Here is a 16,232-nt window from a genome sequence, read left to right on the forward strand (position 1 = left end):
CATCACCCCTTGAGGCCCACGACGGCCACGCCAATGGAGACGAGCACAATGCCCGCGACCCGCATCGGTGCGAGCTTTTCCTTGAACAGAATGCGCCCGGCCACCATGATGGCCACGATGTTGATGCTGCCCAGCAGCACGCCATCGGACAGGGGCACCAGCGACAAAAAGGCCAGCCAGGCGACAAACTCGATCACATAGCAGGCGCCGCCGATCCAGATCCAGGGGCGCACGAGCATGAAGCGCCAGTGCGCCATGCCGGTGGCCGTGCCCGGGGTCTGGCTGGCGGCGGCCTTGAAAGCCAGCTGCCCGCCGCTGTCGACCAGCACATTGACCAGCCACAGGCTGATGACTAGGGGGTTGATCTCAGTGCCCATGGGTGGCGGCCTGTGTTGGTATGCCACCAAGGCGGGCTACAAAGTCATGCACCTTGGCGATCACCGTGCGGCGCTCGCGGTCGATGGTGATCATGTGGTAGCAGTTGTCGAGCAGCACGACCTCGACCTGCGCATGGACGGCGCCAGCGGCGATGTCCTCGGCATTGGAGCGGTGGGAGATGTCGTCTTCCTTGGCGTGGATGGCCAGGCATGGCGCGCGCAAATCCCGCAGGTGGCTGCGGACATGGGCCGAGAGCCTGCGCAGCTCGATGATGGACCACCAGGGATTGCCGGGCAGGCCCGCGGCAGCGCTGTCGCCACCGTGCATTTGCGCGACAACCCTGGCGCGCAAGGCCTCGTCCTTGATGCCGTAGGGCGGTGCTTCCATGAACACGCGGTGGCGGCCAATGCCCAGCAGGCGGAACAGCGGCAGCAAAAAGGCCAGCTTGGTGTAGCTGGGAATGCTCCAGCCGTCATAGCGGAACGTGGTGGACAGCGCAGCCACCCCCGCCACCTGGCGCGGGTGGGAGGTGGCTACCGCCAGCGACAGCAAGGCGCCCATCGACAGGCCGCCGACGACGACCCGGTCGACATGGGGCCCAAAGCGCAGCAGCGCCGACTGCACGCTGGCGAGCCAGTCGGTCCAGCGCGTCTGCACCAGGTCCTGCATGCTGCCGCAGTGGCCGGCCAGTTGCACCGCATAGACGGTAAAGCCTTCGCGGTGAAGGCCCTTGGCCAGCAGGCGCATCTCGGCGGGGGTGCCGGTCAGGCCGTGCACCAACAGCACGCCGGTGCGCGCGGCAGCGCCGGAGCCGGGCATGACGAATTCATGGGGCGTCAGGCACAGCGTCTGCAAGGCCGCTTCTGCCGCTCTTTCCTGGGGTTGGCTGGCCAGATGGCGGGCGAGTGCGTCATTGGCCTTCATGCGAGGGCCTCCTGCTGCTGCATGAACTGCAGGAGCCAGGGCGTGGCATCGCTGAAACCCTGGAACGGTGCATGGGCGATGCCATGGCGCTCGCAGTGACCGATCAGCCGGTACTTGGCCAGCACATAGTCGGCCTCGTGCGAGACGCAGAAGTCCGAGCTGCTGTCGCCCACATACAGCACCCGGCCGGCCAGCGCTTTCTGCGTGGCCAGGCGCTCGCATTTGCAGTTGCCACTGGCACGCTTGCAGTGCGGGCTGGCCCAGGGGGATTCCAGCGACCAGCGGCGGGTGTCCTGCTGCAGCAGGCGGTTGGCGATCACCTCCAGATGGCCCAGGCCGTGGCGTGCCAGCACATGTTCGATGGCGTAGTCGATGCCGTCGCTGACCACTTGCACGCGCAGGCCCAGCGCCTGCGCTGCCTGTACAAAGCCGGGGAAGCCGGGGTCGATCGCAATGCTGTCCAGGTGCGCGTCCAGCTGCTGCTGGCTCATGTCCAGCAGCGCGACCTGGCCTTGCATGCAGGCGCGCGAGCCGATCTCGCCGCGCTCCCAGGCGTCTTCCAGGTCAGTCCAGCCGGGCCGGCCAAAGCGCTGCAGCAGGCTGTCAGTGACATCGACCAGGCTGATCGTGCCGTCAAAGTCGGACTGGACCATCCAGCCCGTGGTGTTGTGGCAAGCGGGCGCCTGCGCAAGCATGTATTTATTCATGGAAGCTCACTCTCACGTTCTGGCCTACACGCACATGGATGGGGGCGGTCTCGAACTCGAGCACGCACTCGACCACGCGCAGCGGGCCGCGCTGGGCGTCGTCCTGCAAGGTCGACGGCCCGTACATGGGGTTGATGCGCAGCACCCGGGCCTCGGGCAGCGCGGTGGCGCTGTCGTTGTCCAGCACCACGCTGGCGCGCATGCCCTTTTGCACCGTGCCGGCAAAGCTCTCGTTGAGCTCGGCGCGGATGCGCAGCGGGCGCAGCGGCAGCAGGCGCATTGCCGCCTGGCTGGTATGTACCTGGCTGCCGACCTGGGCGCGCAGATGCACCACGGTGGCCGCTTCCGGCGCATGCAGCGCATAGAGGCGCTGGCGCTCGCGCAGCTGCTGGGTCTTGGTCTGCATCAGCTGCACCTCGGCCTGTGCCACCTCGGTCTCGGACTGCGCATTGCGCAGCGCGGCCTGGGCGTTGTCCACGTCCTGCAGATCGGCTGCGCCATCGCGGGCGGCGGCCTGCAGGCGCTGGAGCTGGGTCTGCAGCAGCGGCAGCTTGGCGGCCAGGGCCTTGTGCTTGGCCTGGGCCAGGCGGTACGAGGACTGGGCGACGGCCAGCTCGGCGCGCAGGTCTTCGTCATGGACCTTGAGCAGCAGCTGGCCGGCCTGCACCTGCTGGCCCTCGCGCACGGCGATCTGCTGGACGGTGCCATCGATGGCGGTGGCCAGCTCCAGCAGGCCACCGTCGACCTCAATCTTGCCCCGGGCTACGGCGACCGGGCTTTGGTGCTGCTGGCTGGTGCTGGGCGCGGGGGGGCTGTCCGATGCCGGTGAGCAGCCGGCGAGCCCGCCTGCAGCCAGGCAGAGCAGGCCCAGCACCTGCCAGGCCTGCGGCAAGGGCCAGGGGGTTGCGGGAATCTTGGTCACGCGGGGTTCTCCATCAGGGTGTTTTGGCGCCGGTCGCTGTAGACGGCACCGTCTTCCATATTCAGTACGCGGTCGGCGTGCCCGACCAGGCGCGGGTCGTGGCTGACGCACAGCACCGTGGTGCCATGGCTGCGCGCGACGCGGTGAAGGATGTCGATCACCCGTTGTCCGCTCTCGGCATCCAGCGCACTGGTGGGCTCATCGGCGAACAAGAGCTGGGGCGCCTTGGCCAGCGCCCGGGCAATGGCCACACGCTGCTTTTCGCCACCCGAAAGCTCGGCTGGCCGCATGTGGGCGCGGTGGGACAGGCCGACTTCATCGAGCGCATCCTGGGCCCGCTTCAACGTTTCGGCGCGCCGCATGCCCAGGTAGCCCAGCGGCAGCTGCACCTGCTCGAGCGCCGTCAGCGCCGGGAACAGGTTGAAGCCCTGGAACACAAAGCCGGTGTGCAGCAGCCGAAAGCGCTCCATCTCGCGCACGGGCATGGTCGTCAGGTTCTGGCCCAGCGCAAAGGTCTGGCCGTCATCGGGGGTGAGCAGGCCCGACATCAGCGACAGCAAGGTGCTTTTGCCGCAGCCCGAGGGGCCGGATATCAGGGTCAGCTCGCCGGCGTACAAATCTACCGACAGATCCTGCAGGACCTGGATGCGGATGGCGCCCGAGACATAGGTCTTGCGCAATCCGACGGCCTGCAGGCTGGGTGTTGGAGGGGCGGGGATAGGGGAGGGCATGGCGATGTCCTTCAGCGCAGCAAGGTGGCCGGGTCGGTGCGCAGCAGCACGCGCATCGCGCCCAGGCCGGACAGCAGCGCCAACGTGGCCACCAGGGCAGCGCAGGCCAGCACGGCTTGCAGGTTGAGCGCAACGGGCACCCGGTAGACCTGGGCGAGCGAGACCAGGGCCACGCTGGCGATGGTGGTGAGCAGCAGGCCGGCAGCGCCGATCCAGCAGGCCTGCTCCACCACCACCCGGCCCAGCGCCGCGCGGCTGACGCCCAGCGCATTGAGTACCGCGTATTCGCGCACCGAGCCCGCGACCACGCTCTTGAGCGACTGGCTGGTGACGACCGCGCCGACCAGGCAGACGACGATGGCCATGAACAGCACGCCAGCACCCGCGCCGGTATCGAGCATCCAGTAGCGCTGGGAGCGGTGCGCAAAGCTGTCGGCAGTCCAGACCTCGTGCGGGCCAAAGCTGCGCGCTTCGCTGCCCAGGCGCCGCTGCACAGCCTGGTTGTCCACACCTTTGCGCACCCGGGCCAGCAGGTAGGTGCTGCCCTGGCTGGGCGAGCTGCCAGCGATCTGGTGCGCGCTCTCCAGCGATGCCAGCACGTTGACACCGCCCAGGCCGCGCAAGCCATCGACGGCGGCGACCACGCGCACACGGTGGTTGTTGATCCAGGCGGTACCGCCTTCCTGGGTGGCCAGGCTGCCCAGATCGGCGCGGTCGACGATGACGGCGCCGGGCTCGCGCAGTAGCTTGCGCTGCCAGGGCGCAATGACCCGATCGAACACCATGGCCGTGCCGGCGGTGGAAATGCCCGAGAGGTAGACCGACACCGCGCCGGCGCCCTGGCCTGCCTCTTGGTTGGAACGCCAGTCGCCATCGACCCAGACAAAGGGCTCGACGGCTCGGATGTCCGGGTCCATGCGCAGGCGCATTTCCACATCGGGGCCGATGTTGCGGCCAAAGTTCACGCTCTGCGTGCCGGGGTAGCCCACCCAGAGGTCAGCCGAGCTGGCGGTGATGTAGATGGCAGCCGAGCTGAAAATGCCCAGCACCAGGGCGGCCTGCATCACCAGCAGCACACCGGCAAAGCCCACCGCGAAGACCGAGGGGACAAAGCGGCGCCATTCGTAGACCAGGGTTTTGCGGGCCAGCGCAATCATGGCGTGGCCCCTGCGGTGCCGGGTGGGGTTTGCGGCGGCAGTGGGGCGCCGCCCAGCGCCTGGAACAGCGCCACCCAGGCCAGCGCCTGAGCAGCTTGCGCCACGCTCTGCTGGCTTGCGTGCAGCAGCAGCTGGCGGCGGGGCTCCAGCGTATCGAGCTCGCTGGCCAGGCCCAGCTGCTGGCGGCGCTGCCGCTGTTGGGCGCGGCTGCGCAGCAGCGGTGTTTGGGTATCGAGCGATTGCTGGCGTTGCTGCTGGGCAGTGAGGCCGGCCAGCGCGGTTTCCACATCGGCAACGCCGTCGAGCACGCTTTGCCGGTAGGCCTTGACGGCGTTGTTCATCTCCAGCTCGTCGGCATCGGCCTGCGCGCGCCGTCGACCCCAGTCGAACAGCGGAATGTCGATCACCGGGCCCAGCGAGGGCACCTGGTTGGAGCTGGAGCGGCGGTTCTGCGTCAGGTTGTAGGAGTACAGCAATGAGCCCCCCAGCGCAAAGCGGGGGTAGAGCGCCGAGTTCGACAGGCCCGCTGCGGCGGCGGCGCGCTGCACCGCGGCTTCGGCCGCCAGGATGGCCGGGCGGCTGCGCAGCAGCTCGGCGGGCAGTACTTGCAGGCGCAGCGCAGTGGCGCTGGGGATGTGGGGGGTGCTGGAAGTGGCCAGCCAGGCGGCTTCGGGCTCGCTGCGGCCCAGCAGTGCAGCCAGCGCATGCGCTGCGCGTGCCTGGTGCTGCAGCAGATCGGCCTCCTGCGCGCGGCTGCGGTTGAGCTCCAGATGGGCTTGCTGCACTTGCTCGGCGCTGCCCATGCGCTGCTGCACACGCACCTGCTGCAGCTGCAGCCGGCGCGCATCGAGTTGCAGCTGCTGGTCCAGCACAAAGCGTTGCTGCTGCGCCACGCAGATGTCCAGATAGCGCTGCACCACATGGGCGACCAGCTGGACCCTGGCAGCCTGCAACTGCGCCTGGGCATCGAGCAGTTGCGCCTGGCCATCGAGCGCACTGGATTCATAGGCCCCAAACAAGCCGAGGTTCCAGCCCATGTCCAGGCTGGCGTGGAAGTAGGAGTCGAGGGCGGCCACATCCTGCAAGGTGCGCACGCCGGCGCTGAACGCTGGCTTGTAGGCGGCGGTGGCCGTGCCCAGCAAAATGCGCTGGGCCTCAAGCCGGCCTTGCGCCTGGGCAAAATCGAGGTTCTGGGCCAGTGCTTGCTCCACCAGCTTGTCCAGTGCCGGGTCGCCCAGGAGCGTCCACCAGGCGCTCAGGTCGGCGGCCTTGACGGCATGCGCATGGGGTGCGCTGCCGCCCGCCTGGCGCCACTGCGCCGGGGTGTCGGGGTTGAGCGGGGGTTGCGCAGGCGTCATGCAACCGGCCAGCAAAGCGGCAGGTGCCAGCGCCAGCAGTGTTTTGCAGAACAAGGGTTTCACGTGCAATGGAGTCGGTTCTTGGCCGGTGCAGACCGGGGCGGCCTGACCGCAGAGGCAGGACAAATATGCGGCCCATTCAACCCTGCCAAGCTTGCGTAAGCTTGCACAAATGATGGAGAAAACATGGAGGCCGCCAAGGCGTGCAGCGGGTGGGCGGGACGGTCATAATGGCTTGCTTCAACCGCTTTTGGGCGCCCTGTGAGGCGCCGCTGGAACCTACTTGCGATGGTGTCTGCCATGAAACTACCTACGCCACCTGTGGCCGCTCCGCTGGTGCTCGTCGTGGAGGATGAGCCAGGCATTGCCACGATTTTGGTCGCCTACCTGGAGCGCGACGGTCTGCGTACGCTGTTTGCACGCGATGGTGAGCAGGCCTTGCAGCTTTTTCGCCAAAACCAGCCCGACCTGGTGCTGCTCGACATCCACCTGCCCGGCATCGACGGGGTCGATGTGCTGCGCTTCATCCGCGACCAGGGCCAGACCCCGGTGATCATGGTGACGGCGCTGGCCGATGACGTGGACAAGCTCGTGGCGTTGCGCCTGGGGGCCGATGACTATGTGGTCAAGCCATTCAACCCCGCTGAAGTGGTGGCGCGCGTGCGCGCCGTGTTGCGCCGCAGCCAGCCCAAGGCCGCCGCTGCACCGATGGCGCCCATCCGGGTGGGCGCGCTGGAGATCAACCCCGCCGAGCACAGTGCCCGGGTCTACGACGCGCAAGGCCAGGCAACACCGCTGCCGCTGACCCTGACCGAGTTCCGGCTGCTGGCCCTGCTGGCCTCCCAGCCGCGGCGCTGTTTCTCACGCGCGCAGCTGATCGAGCAGTGCCTGCCCGAGAGCGACGCACTGGAGCGGGTGATCGACTCGCACCTGTCCAAGCTGCGCCGCAAATTGCAGCTGGCCGGCCAGGAGGAGCTGATCGAGACCGTGCGCAGCATTGGATACCGCCTATGGCCCGGGGACTGAACCGCATCTGGGTCCGCTTTGGCTTCTGGATTGCCGGCACGCTGCTCAGCACCATTGCGCTGCTCAGCGCCTGTGCCTGGGCCTTCAATGCGGTGCAGTACAACCAGTTCTACCAAAGCCTGCCCAGCGCGGTGCGGGCGGAGCTGGACGACCTGATCGAGCGCGACCTGGACAACAGCCCGCGTGCCATGCAGATCTATGGCGAATACTGGCGTGGCGAGGTGTTCTTTGGCGAGCAGGTGTCGCTGTTCATCGGTCTGCTGGTCTGCCTGCCGTTTGGCCTGGCCATGGGTTTTTTCGTCTCGCGCTATATCACCCGGCCGCTGGCGTCGATGGTGGAGGTGGCGCAGCGCGTGGCGCACGGTGATTTCAGCTCGACACGCGTGGTGGAAGAGGGCGCGCACGGTGAGTTGAAGGAAGTGGTGCACACCTTCAACGCGATGATCGACGCGCTGCAAAAGCTCAATGCCGAGCGCCAGGCGTCGGCCGCCTCCATCTCGCATGAGCTGCGCACGCCGCTGTCGGTGCTCAAGACCCATTTGCATGCCATGTGCGATGGCGTCATTGCGCCCAGCGATCAGGAGTTTCGGCTGCTGCTGGCGCAGACCGAGCACCTGGGCCGCTTGATTGACGACCTGCATACGCTGGCGATGGCCGAGGCCGGTGAGATGTCGCTGCGCAAGGAGCGCCTGAGCCTGGGGGCACTGGTGCGCGAAAGTCTTCAGGAATTGCAGCCCCAACTGCAGCACGCTCAGATGGTGCTGTCGCAAGTGCTGCCCGAGGACGATGCGGTCAGCACCATCCGTGCCGACCCGTTGCGCATGCGCCAGATCATTGCCAACCTGGTGGGCAATGCCGTGCGCCACGCGGCCAGCGGGCACTGGTTGGAGGTGGAGGTGCGCAACCTGCGCGATGCACAGGGGCATATCTGGATCGAGCTGCTGGTCAGCGATGCCGGGCCGGGGCTGCCGCAGGAGCTGCGCACGCATCCCTTCCGGCGCTTTGCGATGGCCCCGGGCCGGCGCAAGCGGGAGGGCTCGGGCCTGGGGCTGTCCATCGTGCAGGCGCTGACCGAGCTGCAAGGCGGGGTGGCGCTGGCCGAGAGCTCGTCGCGGGGCGGCGCGCGGTTTCGCCTGCGTTTTGCGCCGGCCTGAAGTCCCCACCAGGTCAAAGGCAAGGCCGCAAAGCGCCGATCGGGCGCTGGCGATGGGCGGCGATTAAAATGGCGTTTGCGCTCTGTGATTGCAGAGCTTTTGCTATTTTTTAAGGAGCGGATCGCGCGTTGCCGCGCCACGCCGCACAGTTGCTGCCCCATGCAAGCCCAAGACCCCCAAGCCATCCGCCTGTCCAAACGCCTGGCCAGCGACATCGGTTGCTCGCGCGCCGAAGCCGAGCACTATATCGATGCTGGCTTTGTGACGGTGGATGGCCAGATCCAGGACACTCCGGGCGCCCGTGTGCTGCCCAGCCAGACCGTGCTGCTGCAGCGCGGCGCCGATCTGCGCCCGATCCAGCCGGTCACCTTGCTGCTGCACAAGCCTGCGGGCTACAGCCTGCGCGCGCTCGAGCCCGGGCGCCAGGGCCTCAGTGCGCTGGACCTGCTGACGCCCGATAACCTGGCCGATGTCGATACCCCCCAGCCTGCCCGGCCCGTGGCGCGCCATTTTCGCCACCAGCAGTTTTTGCTGCCCATCCCGCGCGCTGCCAGTGGCCTGGTGGTCTACAGCCAGGACCCGCGCATCATCCGCCATCTGAGCGAAGAAGCGGATTTGCTCGAGCAGGAATGCCTGGTGGAGGTGCAGGGGCAGATAGTCGACGATGGCCTGGCCTTGCTGGCCCAGGGGCTGTATGTGGATGGCGAGCGCCTGCCGCCCCTCAAGGCCAGCTGGCAGAACGAAACCCATCTGCGGTTCGCGCTCAAGCGGGTCGCGCCCGAATGGCTGCCGACCATTTGTTCAGCGCTGGGCCTGGAGCTGCTGTCCATGAAGCGTTTGCGCATCGGCCGGATTTCGCTGAGCAAGCTGCCCCAGGGGCAGTGGCGCTACCTGCAAGGCTACGAGCGGTTCTGACGCGCTCGGGGGCGGGACGGTGGCCACAGGCAGCAGCCTGGCAGCGATCTGTTATAGATTTGATAGCAGATTTCTGTTTTGCGGCTTGGGATTGAACCGGTGCATGCCTGAATGTGATCGGCTTGCAAAACATGCCACAATAGCCCGCTGTCGGCATCGCCACAGAAATTACCTGTGGCTGTCTTGATATTGCCTGCCATGGCCCCATATAACGGTGTTTGATACAAAGGCCTGAGCTTGTGCGCTGGGCCGTGGGCGGGCAAGCCTGGCGCGGGGCGCGGCTTGTGATCGCTGCCTTTTGTGTAACTATCAGGGGTCCTATGTCACTCATTCCAGTCACCATCCTCACGGGCTTCTTGGGCTCGGGCAAAACCACGCTGCTCAAGCGCGTGCTGCATGAGTCGCACGGCATGAAGATCGCCGTGATCGAGAACGAGTTCGGCGAAGAGAACATCGATACCGACATCCTCAAGACCGAATCGAAGGAACAGATTCTGCAGATGAGCAATGGCTGCATCTGCTGCACCATCCGTGAGGACTTGCGCGAAGCGCTGCAGCTGCTGGCAGCCAAGCGCCGCAAGGGGCTGGTGGATTTCGAGCGCATCGTGATCGAAACCACGGGCCTGGCCGACCCCGGCCCGGTGGCGCAAACCTTCTTCATGGACGAAGAAATCGCCGAAACCTATCTGATCGACTCCATCATCACGCTGGTGGATGCCAAGCACGCCGGCCAGCAGCTCGACACCCGCCAGGAGGCGCGCCGCCAGGTGGGCTTTGCCGACCAGATCTTCCTGTCCAAGACCGACCTGGTGACCGAGGCCGACAAGGACGCGCTGGTCCACCGCCTCAAGCACATGAACCCGCGCGCACCGATCCGTGCCGTGCATTTTGGCGATGTGCCGCTCAAGGACGTGTTCGATCTGCGCGGCTTCAACCTCAATGCCACGCTCAACATCGACCCGGACTTCCTCAAGGAAGAGGGCCACGACCACGGCCATGTGCATGACGAGCATTGCGGCCACGACCATGACCACGGCGATAGCCACGGCCATGTGCACGACGAGAACTGCGGGCACGACCACGCGCATGGCGAGCACTGCAACCACCCGCACCACCACCACCATGACGATGATGTGAAAAGCTTTGTCTACCGTGTGGACAAGGCCTTTGATCCCGCCAAGCTGGAAGACTTCCTGGGCGCCATTGTGAACATTTATGGCCCGCGCATGCTGCGTTACAAGGGGGTCCTGGCGATGAAGGGCACCGACCGCAAGGTGATTTTCCAGGGCGTGCACCAGCTGATGGGCAGCGATCTGGGCCCCGAGTGGGCTGCCGACGAGCGCCGCCAGAGCAAGATGGTCTTCATCGGAATTGATCTGCCGCAGGACATCCTGCGCCAGGGCCTGGACCAGTGCGTGGTGGAGGCCTGATCGCCCGCGAGGGGCGGCCCGGGGATGAGACCCCGGGGAAACCCCCCGTTGCATCCGGGCTGCATCCACTTGTTGCTGTGCAGCGATGCCATATACAATCGCGGCCCGAAATGCAGCAAAGCAGGCATGCGGCGAGATACGGTTTCCGTGGTTCGTCCTGAAGATTTCGATGAGAGAGCGCAGTGTTTGAGGGGCTTTGGCCTGTTGGACACGGCGCTGAAGGAGAAGGAGGCTTGTGCAAGCGAGCTTTACCCTGCCAGGTGCTGGCCGGGGTGGCCTGCAAGATGACGGAGTTGCGGGCACCGGCCCGACTTCATAGATGTGCCTGGGTCCCTGTGGGACGCGGGCAAGTTGATCAGGGGGCGGAGCCTGCCGGGCTTTGCACCTTTTGTAACGAGACGGACATCCGTCGCATGTAAGAACTGCGCTAGCCAGTCGAGAGAACTATGCCTACCACTACGCAAACCATCCCTAAACGCGACGCCAAGCTGGCCAATGCTTGGAAGTCCAAGACGGTAGACACCCTCACTGACGATGAGGTGCTGTCGATGCCGGAGAGCGAATACATGAACGACATCCAACTGGCGTTCTTTCGCAAGAAGCTGGTGGAGCTGAAGACCGGCATCCACCTCAATGCCGATGCCACGACGGAAAACCTGCGTGAAGACACCGTGGTCGTGCCCGATCCAGCAGACCGCGCTACCATTGAGGAAGAGCATGCGCTTGTCTTGCGCACGCGCGACCGTGAGCGTAAGCTCTTGAAGAAGATCGACCAGTCGATCAGCCGCATCGATGCGGGCGACTATGGCTACTGCGACGAGACGGGCGAGCCCATCGGGGTGGGCCGTCTGCTGGCGCGTCCTACGGCCACTTTGTCGCTGGAAGCGCAGCAGCGCCGTGAATTGAAACAAAAAATGTTTGGTGATTGAGGCTGGGGCAGCGCACCGGACACACAAGGGGAGGGAGTAACCATGAGTGAGGCTCAAAAGCCAACCAAGGGTTTGTTGTCCAAGGTGGTGCGCTTTGTAACCAAACCCACCACGCAGTGGTCGGAGCTGGACAAGACGCCGGAGCCGGAGAACCCTGAAGCGCAGTTTTCCAAGCAGGCGCTCAAGGAGATCATGGAGCGCAAGCGCCGCAATGATTTTGTGCGCAAGCTGGAGTTCGACCAGCTGCGCAAGATCCGGCGCGAAGCCAACAAGTCCAGCAGCGCTGGCGCCGATGGGGCCGCCAGCTCGGCGGCCATGCTCGAAGGCGGGGTGGCGCCCGACGCCGCAGCCGCTGCGGCGGGCAAGCATGCCCATCCCTCGCACACCATCGAGAAAATCAACCAGATCGAGCGGCAGATGTCCAAGCAGTGGTGGTCCGGCGACAACGCCGCTGCGGCTGCGGCCGATCCTGCCGCTGCTGCCCCTGCCGAGGCCACGCCGGTCAGTGCGCCGGTGCCCGCTGCATCTGCTGCGGCGCCCTTATTGGCCGAAGCCGTGCCTGTGGTGCCCGCCGCTGCACCGGTGGCGCTGCCGCCAGCCGCCCCTGCGGCCTTGCCCGCGGCCGCCTTTGATGCCCAGGTCGAGTCGGGCAGGTTCATCCACGATACCGATCTGGAAGAAGCAGCCGTGTTGTTTGCCAACGGCGATGCAGCCGGGGCCGAGGCCTCGCTGCTGGCCCTGGTACAGCAGCGCCGTGGCGATCTGATGGGGCAGCTGACGATCTGGCTGACCTTGTTTGACCTGTACCGCGCTACCGGTGACCAGACCAGGTTTGATTTCCACGCGATTGAATTTGCCAGCAAATATGGGCGCTCAGCACCCGTGTGGTTCTCGATGCCGCAAGAGCTGGGTGCCAAGGCGCTGCAGGCGGGCGACACCTCCGCGCAAGAGGTGCGGCTGCTCAACTGGCAGGCGCCTCCGGTGCTCAGCAGCGCGGCACTCAGCGGCCTGCAAGGCAATCTCAAGCGCTATGCGCCCCCTTGGACGCTGAACTGGTCCCGCGTGACCGAGGTGCGTGATGAGGTGGTCACCGCGCTGCTGGCCCAGTTCCGTGCATGGGCGGACCAGCCCGATGCGCGCCTGGTCTTTGTCGGGGCAGACCATCTGCTCTCGGTGCTGGAGGCGCAAACGCCGGTGGGCGACAACGCGGTGGCCCAGGAGCGCTGGTCGCTGCGCATGGCCTTTTTGCGTTTGCTGCAGCTGGAGCAGGATTTTGAAGCGGCCGCGCTCGATTACTGCATCACCTACGAGGTATCGCCGCCATCCTGGGTCGCGCCCCGGGCCGAAACCAGCAGCGACAGCACACGCTCTGGTGCTCCCGCTGCGCCGGATCTGTCGCTGGGCTTTGATCTGCCCGAGAGAAAGCCGGTGGTCGCCGACAGCCCGCAGGCCGTGCTCGAAGGGATTGTCGAAGGGGATGTCTCCCGGCAGCTCGACACCTTCACGCCGATGGTGGAGCCGGGCATGCCGTTCACGGTACGCTGCGACCGCCTGATGCGCATCGACTTTGTCGCGGCCGGCTCGGTGCTCAACTGGGTGGCCGAATGCCAACAGAAAAACGTGCTGGTGCGTTTTGGCAACCTGCACCGCTTGAATGCCGTGTTCTTCAACCTGATCGGCATCAACGAGCACTCCATCGTCAACCAGCGGGAAAACTGATGGGGCAGCGCGAGTGGGCAACAAACGCACCTGCGGGTGCGTTTTTTTCTGCCTGCTGCGCCGCCTCCGCCTTGGAAAACCCGGGCCAGGCTCCATATAGGCAAGACTATGGAACAGTATCACGGCACAACCATTCTCAGCGTTCGGCGCGAAACGCCGCAAGGCATCCAGGTCGCTATTGGCGGCGACGGCCAGGTCACCCTGGGCAACATCGTCGTCAAGGGCACCGCACGCAAGGTGCGCAAGCTCTATGGCGGCAAGGTGCTGGCCGGCTTTGCCGGCGCGACGGCCGATGCCTTCACCTTGTTTGAGCGCTTCGAGGCCAAACTGGACAAGCACCAGGGCCAGCTGACCCGCGCAGCGATCGAGCTGACCAAGGACTGGCGCACCGACCGCGTGTTGCGCCGCCTCGAAGCCATGCTGGCAGTGGCTGACCATTCGGCATCGCTGATCATCACTGGCAATGGCGATGTGCTGGAGCCCGAGCAGGGCATTGTGGCCATTGGATCGGGCGGCGCCTATGCGCATTCGGCGGCCAAGGCGCTGTTGAACAACACCGATCTGTCGGCCGAAGAGGTGGTGCGCAAATCGCTGGGCATCGCCGGCGAGCTGTGCATCTACACCAATATGCACCACACGATTGAGACCTTGTGAGCGTCTGGCAGGCCGGCGCGCCACCTGCCGCCCCATCTCCCATTGATCGACTGCTGTACCCGTTGCCCGGCGGGTGCCAACCGGATTTTGCACTATGTCCTCGATGACACCCCAGGAAATCGTTTCCGAACTCGACAACCACATCGTTGGCCAGGCCAATGCCAAGCGCGCCGTCGCTATCGCGCTGCGCAACCGCTGGCGCCGCCAGCAGGTCGCTGACGGCCTGCGCCAGGAGATCACGCCCAAGAACATCCTGATGATTGGCCCCACGGGTGTGGGCAAGACCGAGATTGCCCGGCGCCTGGCCAAGCTGGCCGATGCGCCCTTCATCAAGGTCGAGGCGACCAAGTTCACCGAGGTGGGCTATGTGGGCAAGGATGTGGATGCCATCATCCGCGATCTGGCCGAGGTGGCCGTCAAACAGACCCGCGCATCGGACGTGAAGAAGCTGCGCGTGCGTGCCGAGGACGCCGCCGAAGAGCGCATTCTGGATGCGCTGCTGCCGCCCGCCCGGACCGGTGAAGCCGCGCCCGATACCAGCACGCGCCAGGTGTTTCGCAAGAAGCTGCGCCAGGGTGAGCTCAATGACAAGGAGATCGACATTGAGGTGGCCGAGGCCAAGCCCCAGCTCGAGATCATGGGCCCCCAGGGTATGGAGGAGATGGCCGAGCAGCTGCGCGGCATGTTCAGCCAGATGGGCCAGGACAAGCGCAAGGTGCGCAAGCTCAAGATCAGCGAAGCGCTGCAGCTGATCACCGATGAGGAGGCGGCCAAGCTGGTGAACGAGGAAGATGTCAAATCCCGGGCCATCGAGAACCTCGAGCAAAACGGCATCGTCTTCATCGACGAGATCGACAAGGTCGCCACGCGCCAGGAAACCAGCGGCAGCGATGTCTCGCGCCAGGGCGTGCAGCGCGATCTGTTGCCTCTGGTTGAAGGCACGGCCGTCTCGACCAAGTACGGCATTGTGAAGACCGACCACATCCTGTTCATTGCCTCGGGCGCCTTTCACCTGGCCAAGCCCAGCGACCTGATCCCCGAGCTGCAAGGGCGTTTTCCGATCCGCGTCGAGCTCGGCTCGCTGTCGGTGCAGGATTTCGAGGCCATTCTGACGCAGACCCATGCGTCGCTGATCAAGCAGTACGAAGCGCTGCTGGCCACCGAGGGCGTGAAGCTGCAGTTTGAAGCCGACGGCATCACGCGCCTGGCGCGCATCGCTTTTGACGTCAACGAGCGCACCGAGAACATCGGCGCGCGCCGCCTGGCGACGGTGATGGAGCGCCTGCTCGAAGAGATCAGCTTTGGGGCCACCAAGCTGGGCGGACAGACGGTGGTGATTGACGCCGCCTATGTGGACCAGCGCCTGGGCTCGTTGAGCCAAAACGAAGATTTATCGCGTTATATCCTCTAGCCATAAGGTGCGCGGCAGCGCGCATTCTGAACCGCGTGCCCGCCTATGTTGGCGGGCACTTGCTTTTCGGCCAGCCGCCGCATGTGGGCTTGTAGGAGAACATCTAGTTTTGTAACAAAAGACGATCAGATGGTAATCCCTGATGGCGTCAATTTTGCTAAGAGTCTGGATATAGAGGCGATTGTAAGTGCCTATCAAATAAGAAGAATTTCATAGCGGTTTTTGCTTGAAGTGCGTTATAAGTTATTGATTTACTTGTATTTTCATTGCAAATCATTGTGTTGAAGTGTGGCGCGATCTGGAATTCCTGATACAGTGGGGAAAAGTGCAGTTTTGTGGGAAAAAGTGCACTTACTCCCTCCGAAACCCCAACCAGAGTCCACACCGTGTTTCAAGGAGCTTCCTCACTCAGTCTTGATGCGAAAGGTCGGTTATCGATACCGACCCGGCATCGCGACGCGCTGACGAAGCCCGGACCCACGCTCACCATTACCCGCCATCCCCATGGTTGCCTGATGATCTTCCCGCAGGATGCCTGGGCGGTTTTCAGCGCGCGCATGGCGCAGGTCAAGATGGGCGAGCAGGTGCTCAAGCGGATTTTTCTGGGTAGCGCGATGGATGTGGAGATGGATGGCACCGGCCGTGTGCTGGTGTCCCCCGAGCTGCGTGCTGCGGCCAACATCACCAAGGACGCGATCCTGATGGGGATGGGCAGCCATTTTGAATTGTGGGACAAGGCGACGTACGAGAAGCAGGAGGCCGAAGCCCTGCAGAATCTGCCGCCCGACGCCCTGGATAACTTTGCATTCTGAGGTGC

General features: G+C 65.0%; 16 protein-coding genes. 9 read left to right on the forward strand and 7 right to left on the reverse strand.

All coding sequences use genetic code 11. From position 1 onward, the window contains the following. Positions 1–2: 2 nt before the first annotated feature. The 7 genes from ACPEE1_RS04885 to ACPEE1_RS04915 are packed head-to-tail and all read right to left on the reverse strand — an operon-like array spanning position 3 to position 6,240. On the reverse strand, positions 3–377 hold the full coding sequence (locus ACPEE1_RS04885; protein WP_116926508.1) for an EamA family transporter: 375 nt from the start codon (positions 375–377) through the stop codon (positions 3–5). Further along, a complete protein-coding gene (locus ACPEE1_RS04890; protein WP_116926507.1) occupies positions 367–1,302 on the reverse strand; it encodes an alpha/beta hydrolase in 936 nt (311 codons plus the stop codon). The genes ACPEE1_RS04885 and ACPEE1_RS04890 overlap by 11 nt, the downstream gene beginning before the upstream one ends. Beyond that, positions 1,299–2,009 (reverse strand): MtnX-like HAD-IB family phosphatase, encoded by a 711-nt coding sequence (locus ACPEE1_RS04895; RefSeq protein ID WP_243419363.1) that lies wholly within the window; start codon positions 2,007–2,009, stop codon positions 1,299–1,301. The genes ACPEE1_RS04890 and ACPEE1_RS04895 overlap by 4 nt, the downstream gene beginning before the upstream one ends. Next, positions 2,002–2,931 (reverse strand): HlyD family secretion protein, encoded by a 930-nt coding sequence (locus ACPEE1_RS04900; RefSeq protein ID WP_260718206.1) that lies wholly within the window; start codon positions 2,929–2,931, stop codon positions 2,002–2,004. Before ACPEE1_RS04900 ends, ACPEE1_RS04895 begins: the two co-directional genes overlap by 8 nt. Continuing rightward, on the reverse strand, positions 2,928–3,662 hold the full coding sequence (locus tag ACPEE1_RS04905) for an ABC transporter ATP-binding protein (RefSeq protein ID WP_116926506.1): 735 nt from the start codon (positions 3,660–3,662) through the stop codon (positions 2,928–2,930). The genes ACPEE1_RS04900 and ACPEE1_RS04905 overlap by 4 nt, the downstream gene beginning before the upstream one ends. A gap of 11 nt (positions 3,663–3,673) precedes the next feature. Then, positions 3,674–4,819 carry an ABC transporter permease gene (locus ACPEE1_RS04910; RefSeq protein ID WP_182343580.1) on the reverse strand — a complete coding sequence of 382 codons (1,146 nt, stop codon included), beginning with the start codon at positions 4,817–4,819 and terminating at the stop codon, positions 3,674–3,676. Then, positions 4,816–6,240, reverse strand: a complete 1,425-nt coding sequence (locus ACPEE1_RS04915; protein ID WP_423935415.1) for a TolC family protein — start codon at positions 6,238–6,240, stop codon at positions 4,816–4,818. The genes ACPEE1_RS04910 and ACPEE1_RS04915 overlap by 4 nt, the downstream gene beginning before the upstream one ends. Positions 6,241–6,477: 237 nt before the next feature. Here ACPEE1_RS04915 and ACPEE1_RS04920 point away from each other — a divergent pair, with 237 nt between their 5' ends. From ACPEE1_RS04920 to mraZ, 9 genes are all read left to right on the forward strand, one after another. Beyond that, positions 6,478–7,203 carry a response regulator gene (locus ACPEE1_RS04920; RefSeq protein WP_116926560.1) on the forward strand — a complete coding sequence of 242 codons (726 nt, stop codon included), beginning with the start codon at positions 6,478–6,480 and terminating at the stop codon, positions 7,201–7,203. Next, positions 7,188–8,357, forward strand: coding sequence for a HAMP domain-containing sensor histidine kinase (locus ACPEE1_RS04925; protein ID WP_423935417.1), 1,170 nt, complete (start codon positions 7,188–7,190; stop codon positions 8,355–8,357). The genes ACPEE1_RS04920 and ACPEE1_RS04925 overlap by 16 nt, the downstream gene beginning before the upstream one ends. Before the next feature lie 159 nt (positions 8,358–8,516). Further along, a complete protein-coding gene (locus ACPEE1_RS04930; protein WP_423935419.1) occupies positions 8,517–9,272 on the forward strand; it encodes an RNA pseudouridine synthase in 756 nt (251 codons plus the stop codon). A 320-nt stretch (positions 9,273–9,592) separates the two neighbouring features. Continuing rightward, positions 9,593–10,702 (forward strand): CobW family GTP-binding protein, encoded by a 1,110-nt coding sequence (locus tag ACPEE1_RS04935; protein WP_116926502.1) that lies wholly within the window; start codon positions 9,593–9,595, stop codon positions 10,700–10,702. Between the two features lie 446 nt (positions 10,703–11,148). Beyond that, positions 11,149–11,631, forward strand: a complete 483-nt coding sequence (gene dksA / locus ACPEE1_RS04940) for an RNA polymerase-binding protein DksA (protein ID WP_027010726.1) — start codon at positions 11,149–11,151, stop codon at positions 11,629–11,631. Positions 11,632–11,673: 42 nt separating this feature from the next. Further along, positions 11,674–13,350: a hypothetical protein gene (locus ACPEE1_RS04945; RefSeq protein ID WP_423935421.1), complete on the forward strand. Its 1,677-nt coding sequence runs from the start codon at positions 11,674–11,676 to the stop codon at positions 13,348–13,350. Positions 13,351–13,458: 108 nt separating this feature from the next. Next, entirely contained in the window at positions 13,459–14,004 is a 546-nt protein-coding gene (hslV, locus tag ACPEE1_RS04950; RefSeq protein ID WP_116926500.1) for an ATP-dependent protease subunit HslV, read from the forward strand. A gap of 94 nt (positions 14,005–14,098) precedes the next feature. Continuing rightward, positions 14,099–15,415 (forward strand): ATP-dependent protease ATPase subunit HslU, encoded by a 1,317-nt coding sequence (hslU, locus tag ACPEE1_RS04955; protein ID WP_116926499.1) that lies wholly within the window; start codon positions 14,099–14,101, stop codon positions 15,413–15,415. A 386-nt stretch (positions 15,416–15,801) separates the two neighbouring features. Next, positions 15,802–16,227: a division/cell wall cluster transcriptional repressor MraZ gene (gene mraZ / locus ACPEE1_RS04960; protein ID WP_021026157.1), complete on the forward strand. Its 426-nt coding sequence runs from the start codon at positions 15,802–15,804 to the stop codon at positions 16,225–16,227. The last annotated feature ends 5 nt before the right edge of the window (positions 16,228–16,232 follow it).

It is taken from the genome of Comamonas sp. 23 (assembly GCF_049601575.1).
Taxonomy (GTDB): Bacteria; Pseudomonadota; Gammaproteobacteria; order Burkholderiales; family Burkholderiaceae_C; genus Comamonas; species Comamonas squillarum.

Excerpts from the sequence above, each read along its gene's own strand:
- ACPEE1_RS04885 (WP_116926508.1), bottom strand. The coding sequence starts at position 377 with ATGGGCACTGAGATCAACCCCCTAGTCATCAGCCTGTGGCTGGTCAAT.
- ACPEE1_RS04890 (WP_116926507.1), bottom strand. The coding sequence starts at position 1,302 with ATGAAGGCCAATGACGCACTCGCCCGCCATCTGGCCAGCCAACCCCAG.
- ACPEE1_RS04895 (WP_243419363.1), bottom strand. The coding sequence starts at position 2,009 with ATGAATAAATACATGCTTGCGCAGGCGCCCGCTTGCCACAACACCACG.
- ACPEE1_RS04905 (WP_116926506.1), bottom strand. The coding sequence starts at position 3,662 with ATGCCCTCCCCTATCCCCGCCCCTCCAACACCCAGCCTGCAGGCCGTC.
- ACPEE1_RS04910 (WP_182343580.1), bottom strand. The coding sequence starts at position 4,819 with ATGATTGCGCTGGCCCGCAAAACCCTGGTCTACGAATGGCGCCGCTTT.
- ACPEE1_RS04920 (WP_116926560.1), top strand. The coding sequence starts at position 6,478 with ATGAAACTACCTACGCCACCTGTGGCCGCTCCGCTGGTGCTCGTCGTG.
- ACPEE1_RS04925 (WP_423935417.1), top strand. The coding sequence starts at position 7,188 with ATGGCCCGGGGACTGAACCGCATCTGGGTCCGCTTTGGCTTCTGGATT.
- ACPEE1_RS04930 (WP_423935419.1), top strand. The coding sequence starts at position 8,517 with ATGCAAGCCCAAGACCCCCAAGCCATCCGCCTGTCCAAACGCCTGGCC.
- ACPEE1_RS04935 (WP_116926502.1), top strand. The coding sequence starts at position 9,593 with ATGTCACTCATTCCAGTCACCATCCTCACGGGCTTCTTGGGCTCGGGC.
- dksA (WP_027010726.1), top strand. The coding sequence starts at position 11,149 with ATGCCTACCACTACGCAAACCATCCCTAAACGCGACGCCAAGCTGGCC.
- ACPEE1_RS04945 (WP_423935421.1), top strand. The coding sequence starts at position 11,674 with ATGAGTGAGGCTCAAAAGCCAACCAAGGGTTTGTTGTCCAAGGTGGTG.
- hslV (WP_116926500.1), top strand. The coding sequence starts at position 13,459 with ATGGAACAGTATCACGGCACAACCATTCTCAGCGTTCGGCGCGAAACG.
- hslU (WP_116926499.1), top strand. The coding sequence starts at position 14,099 with ATGTCCTCGATGACACCCCAGGAAATCGTTTCCGAACTCGACAACCAC.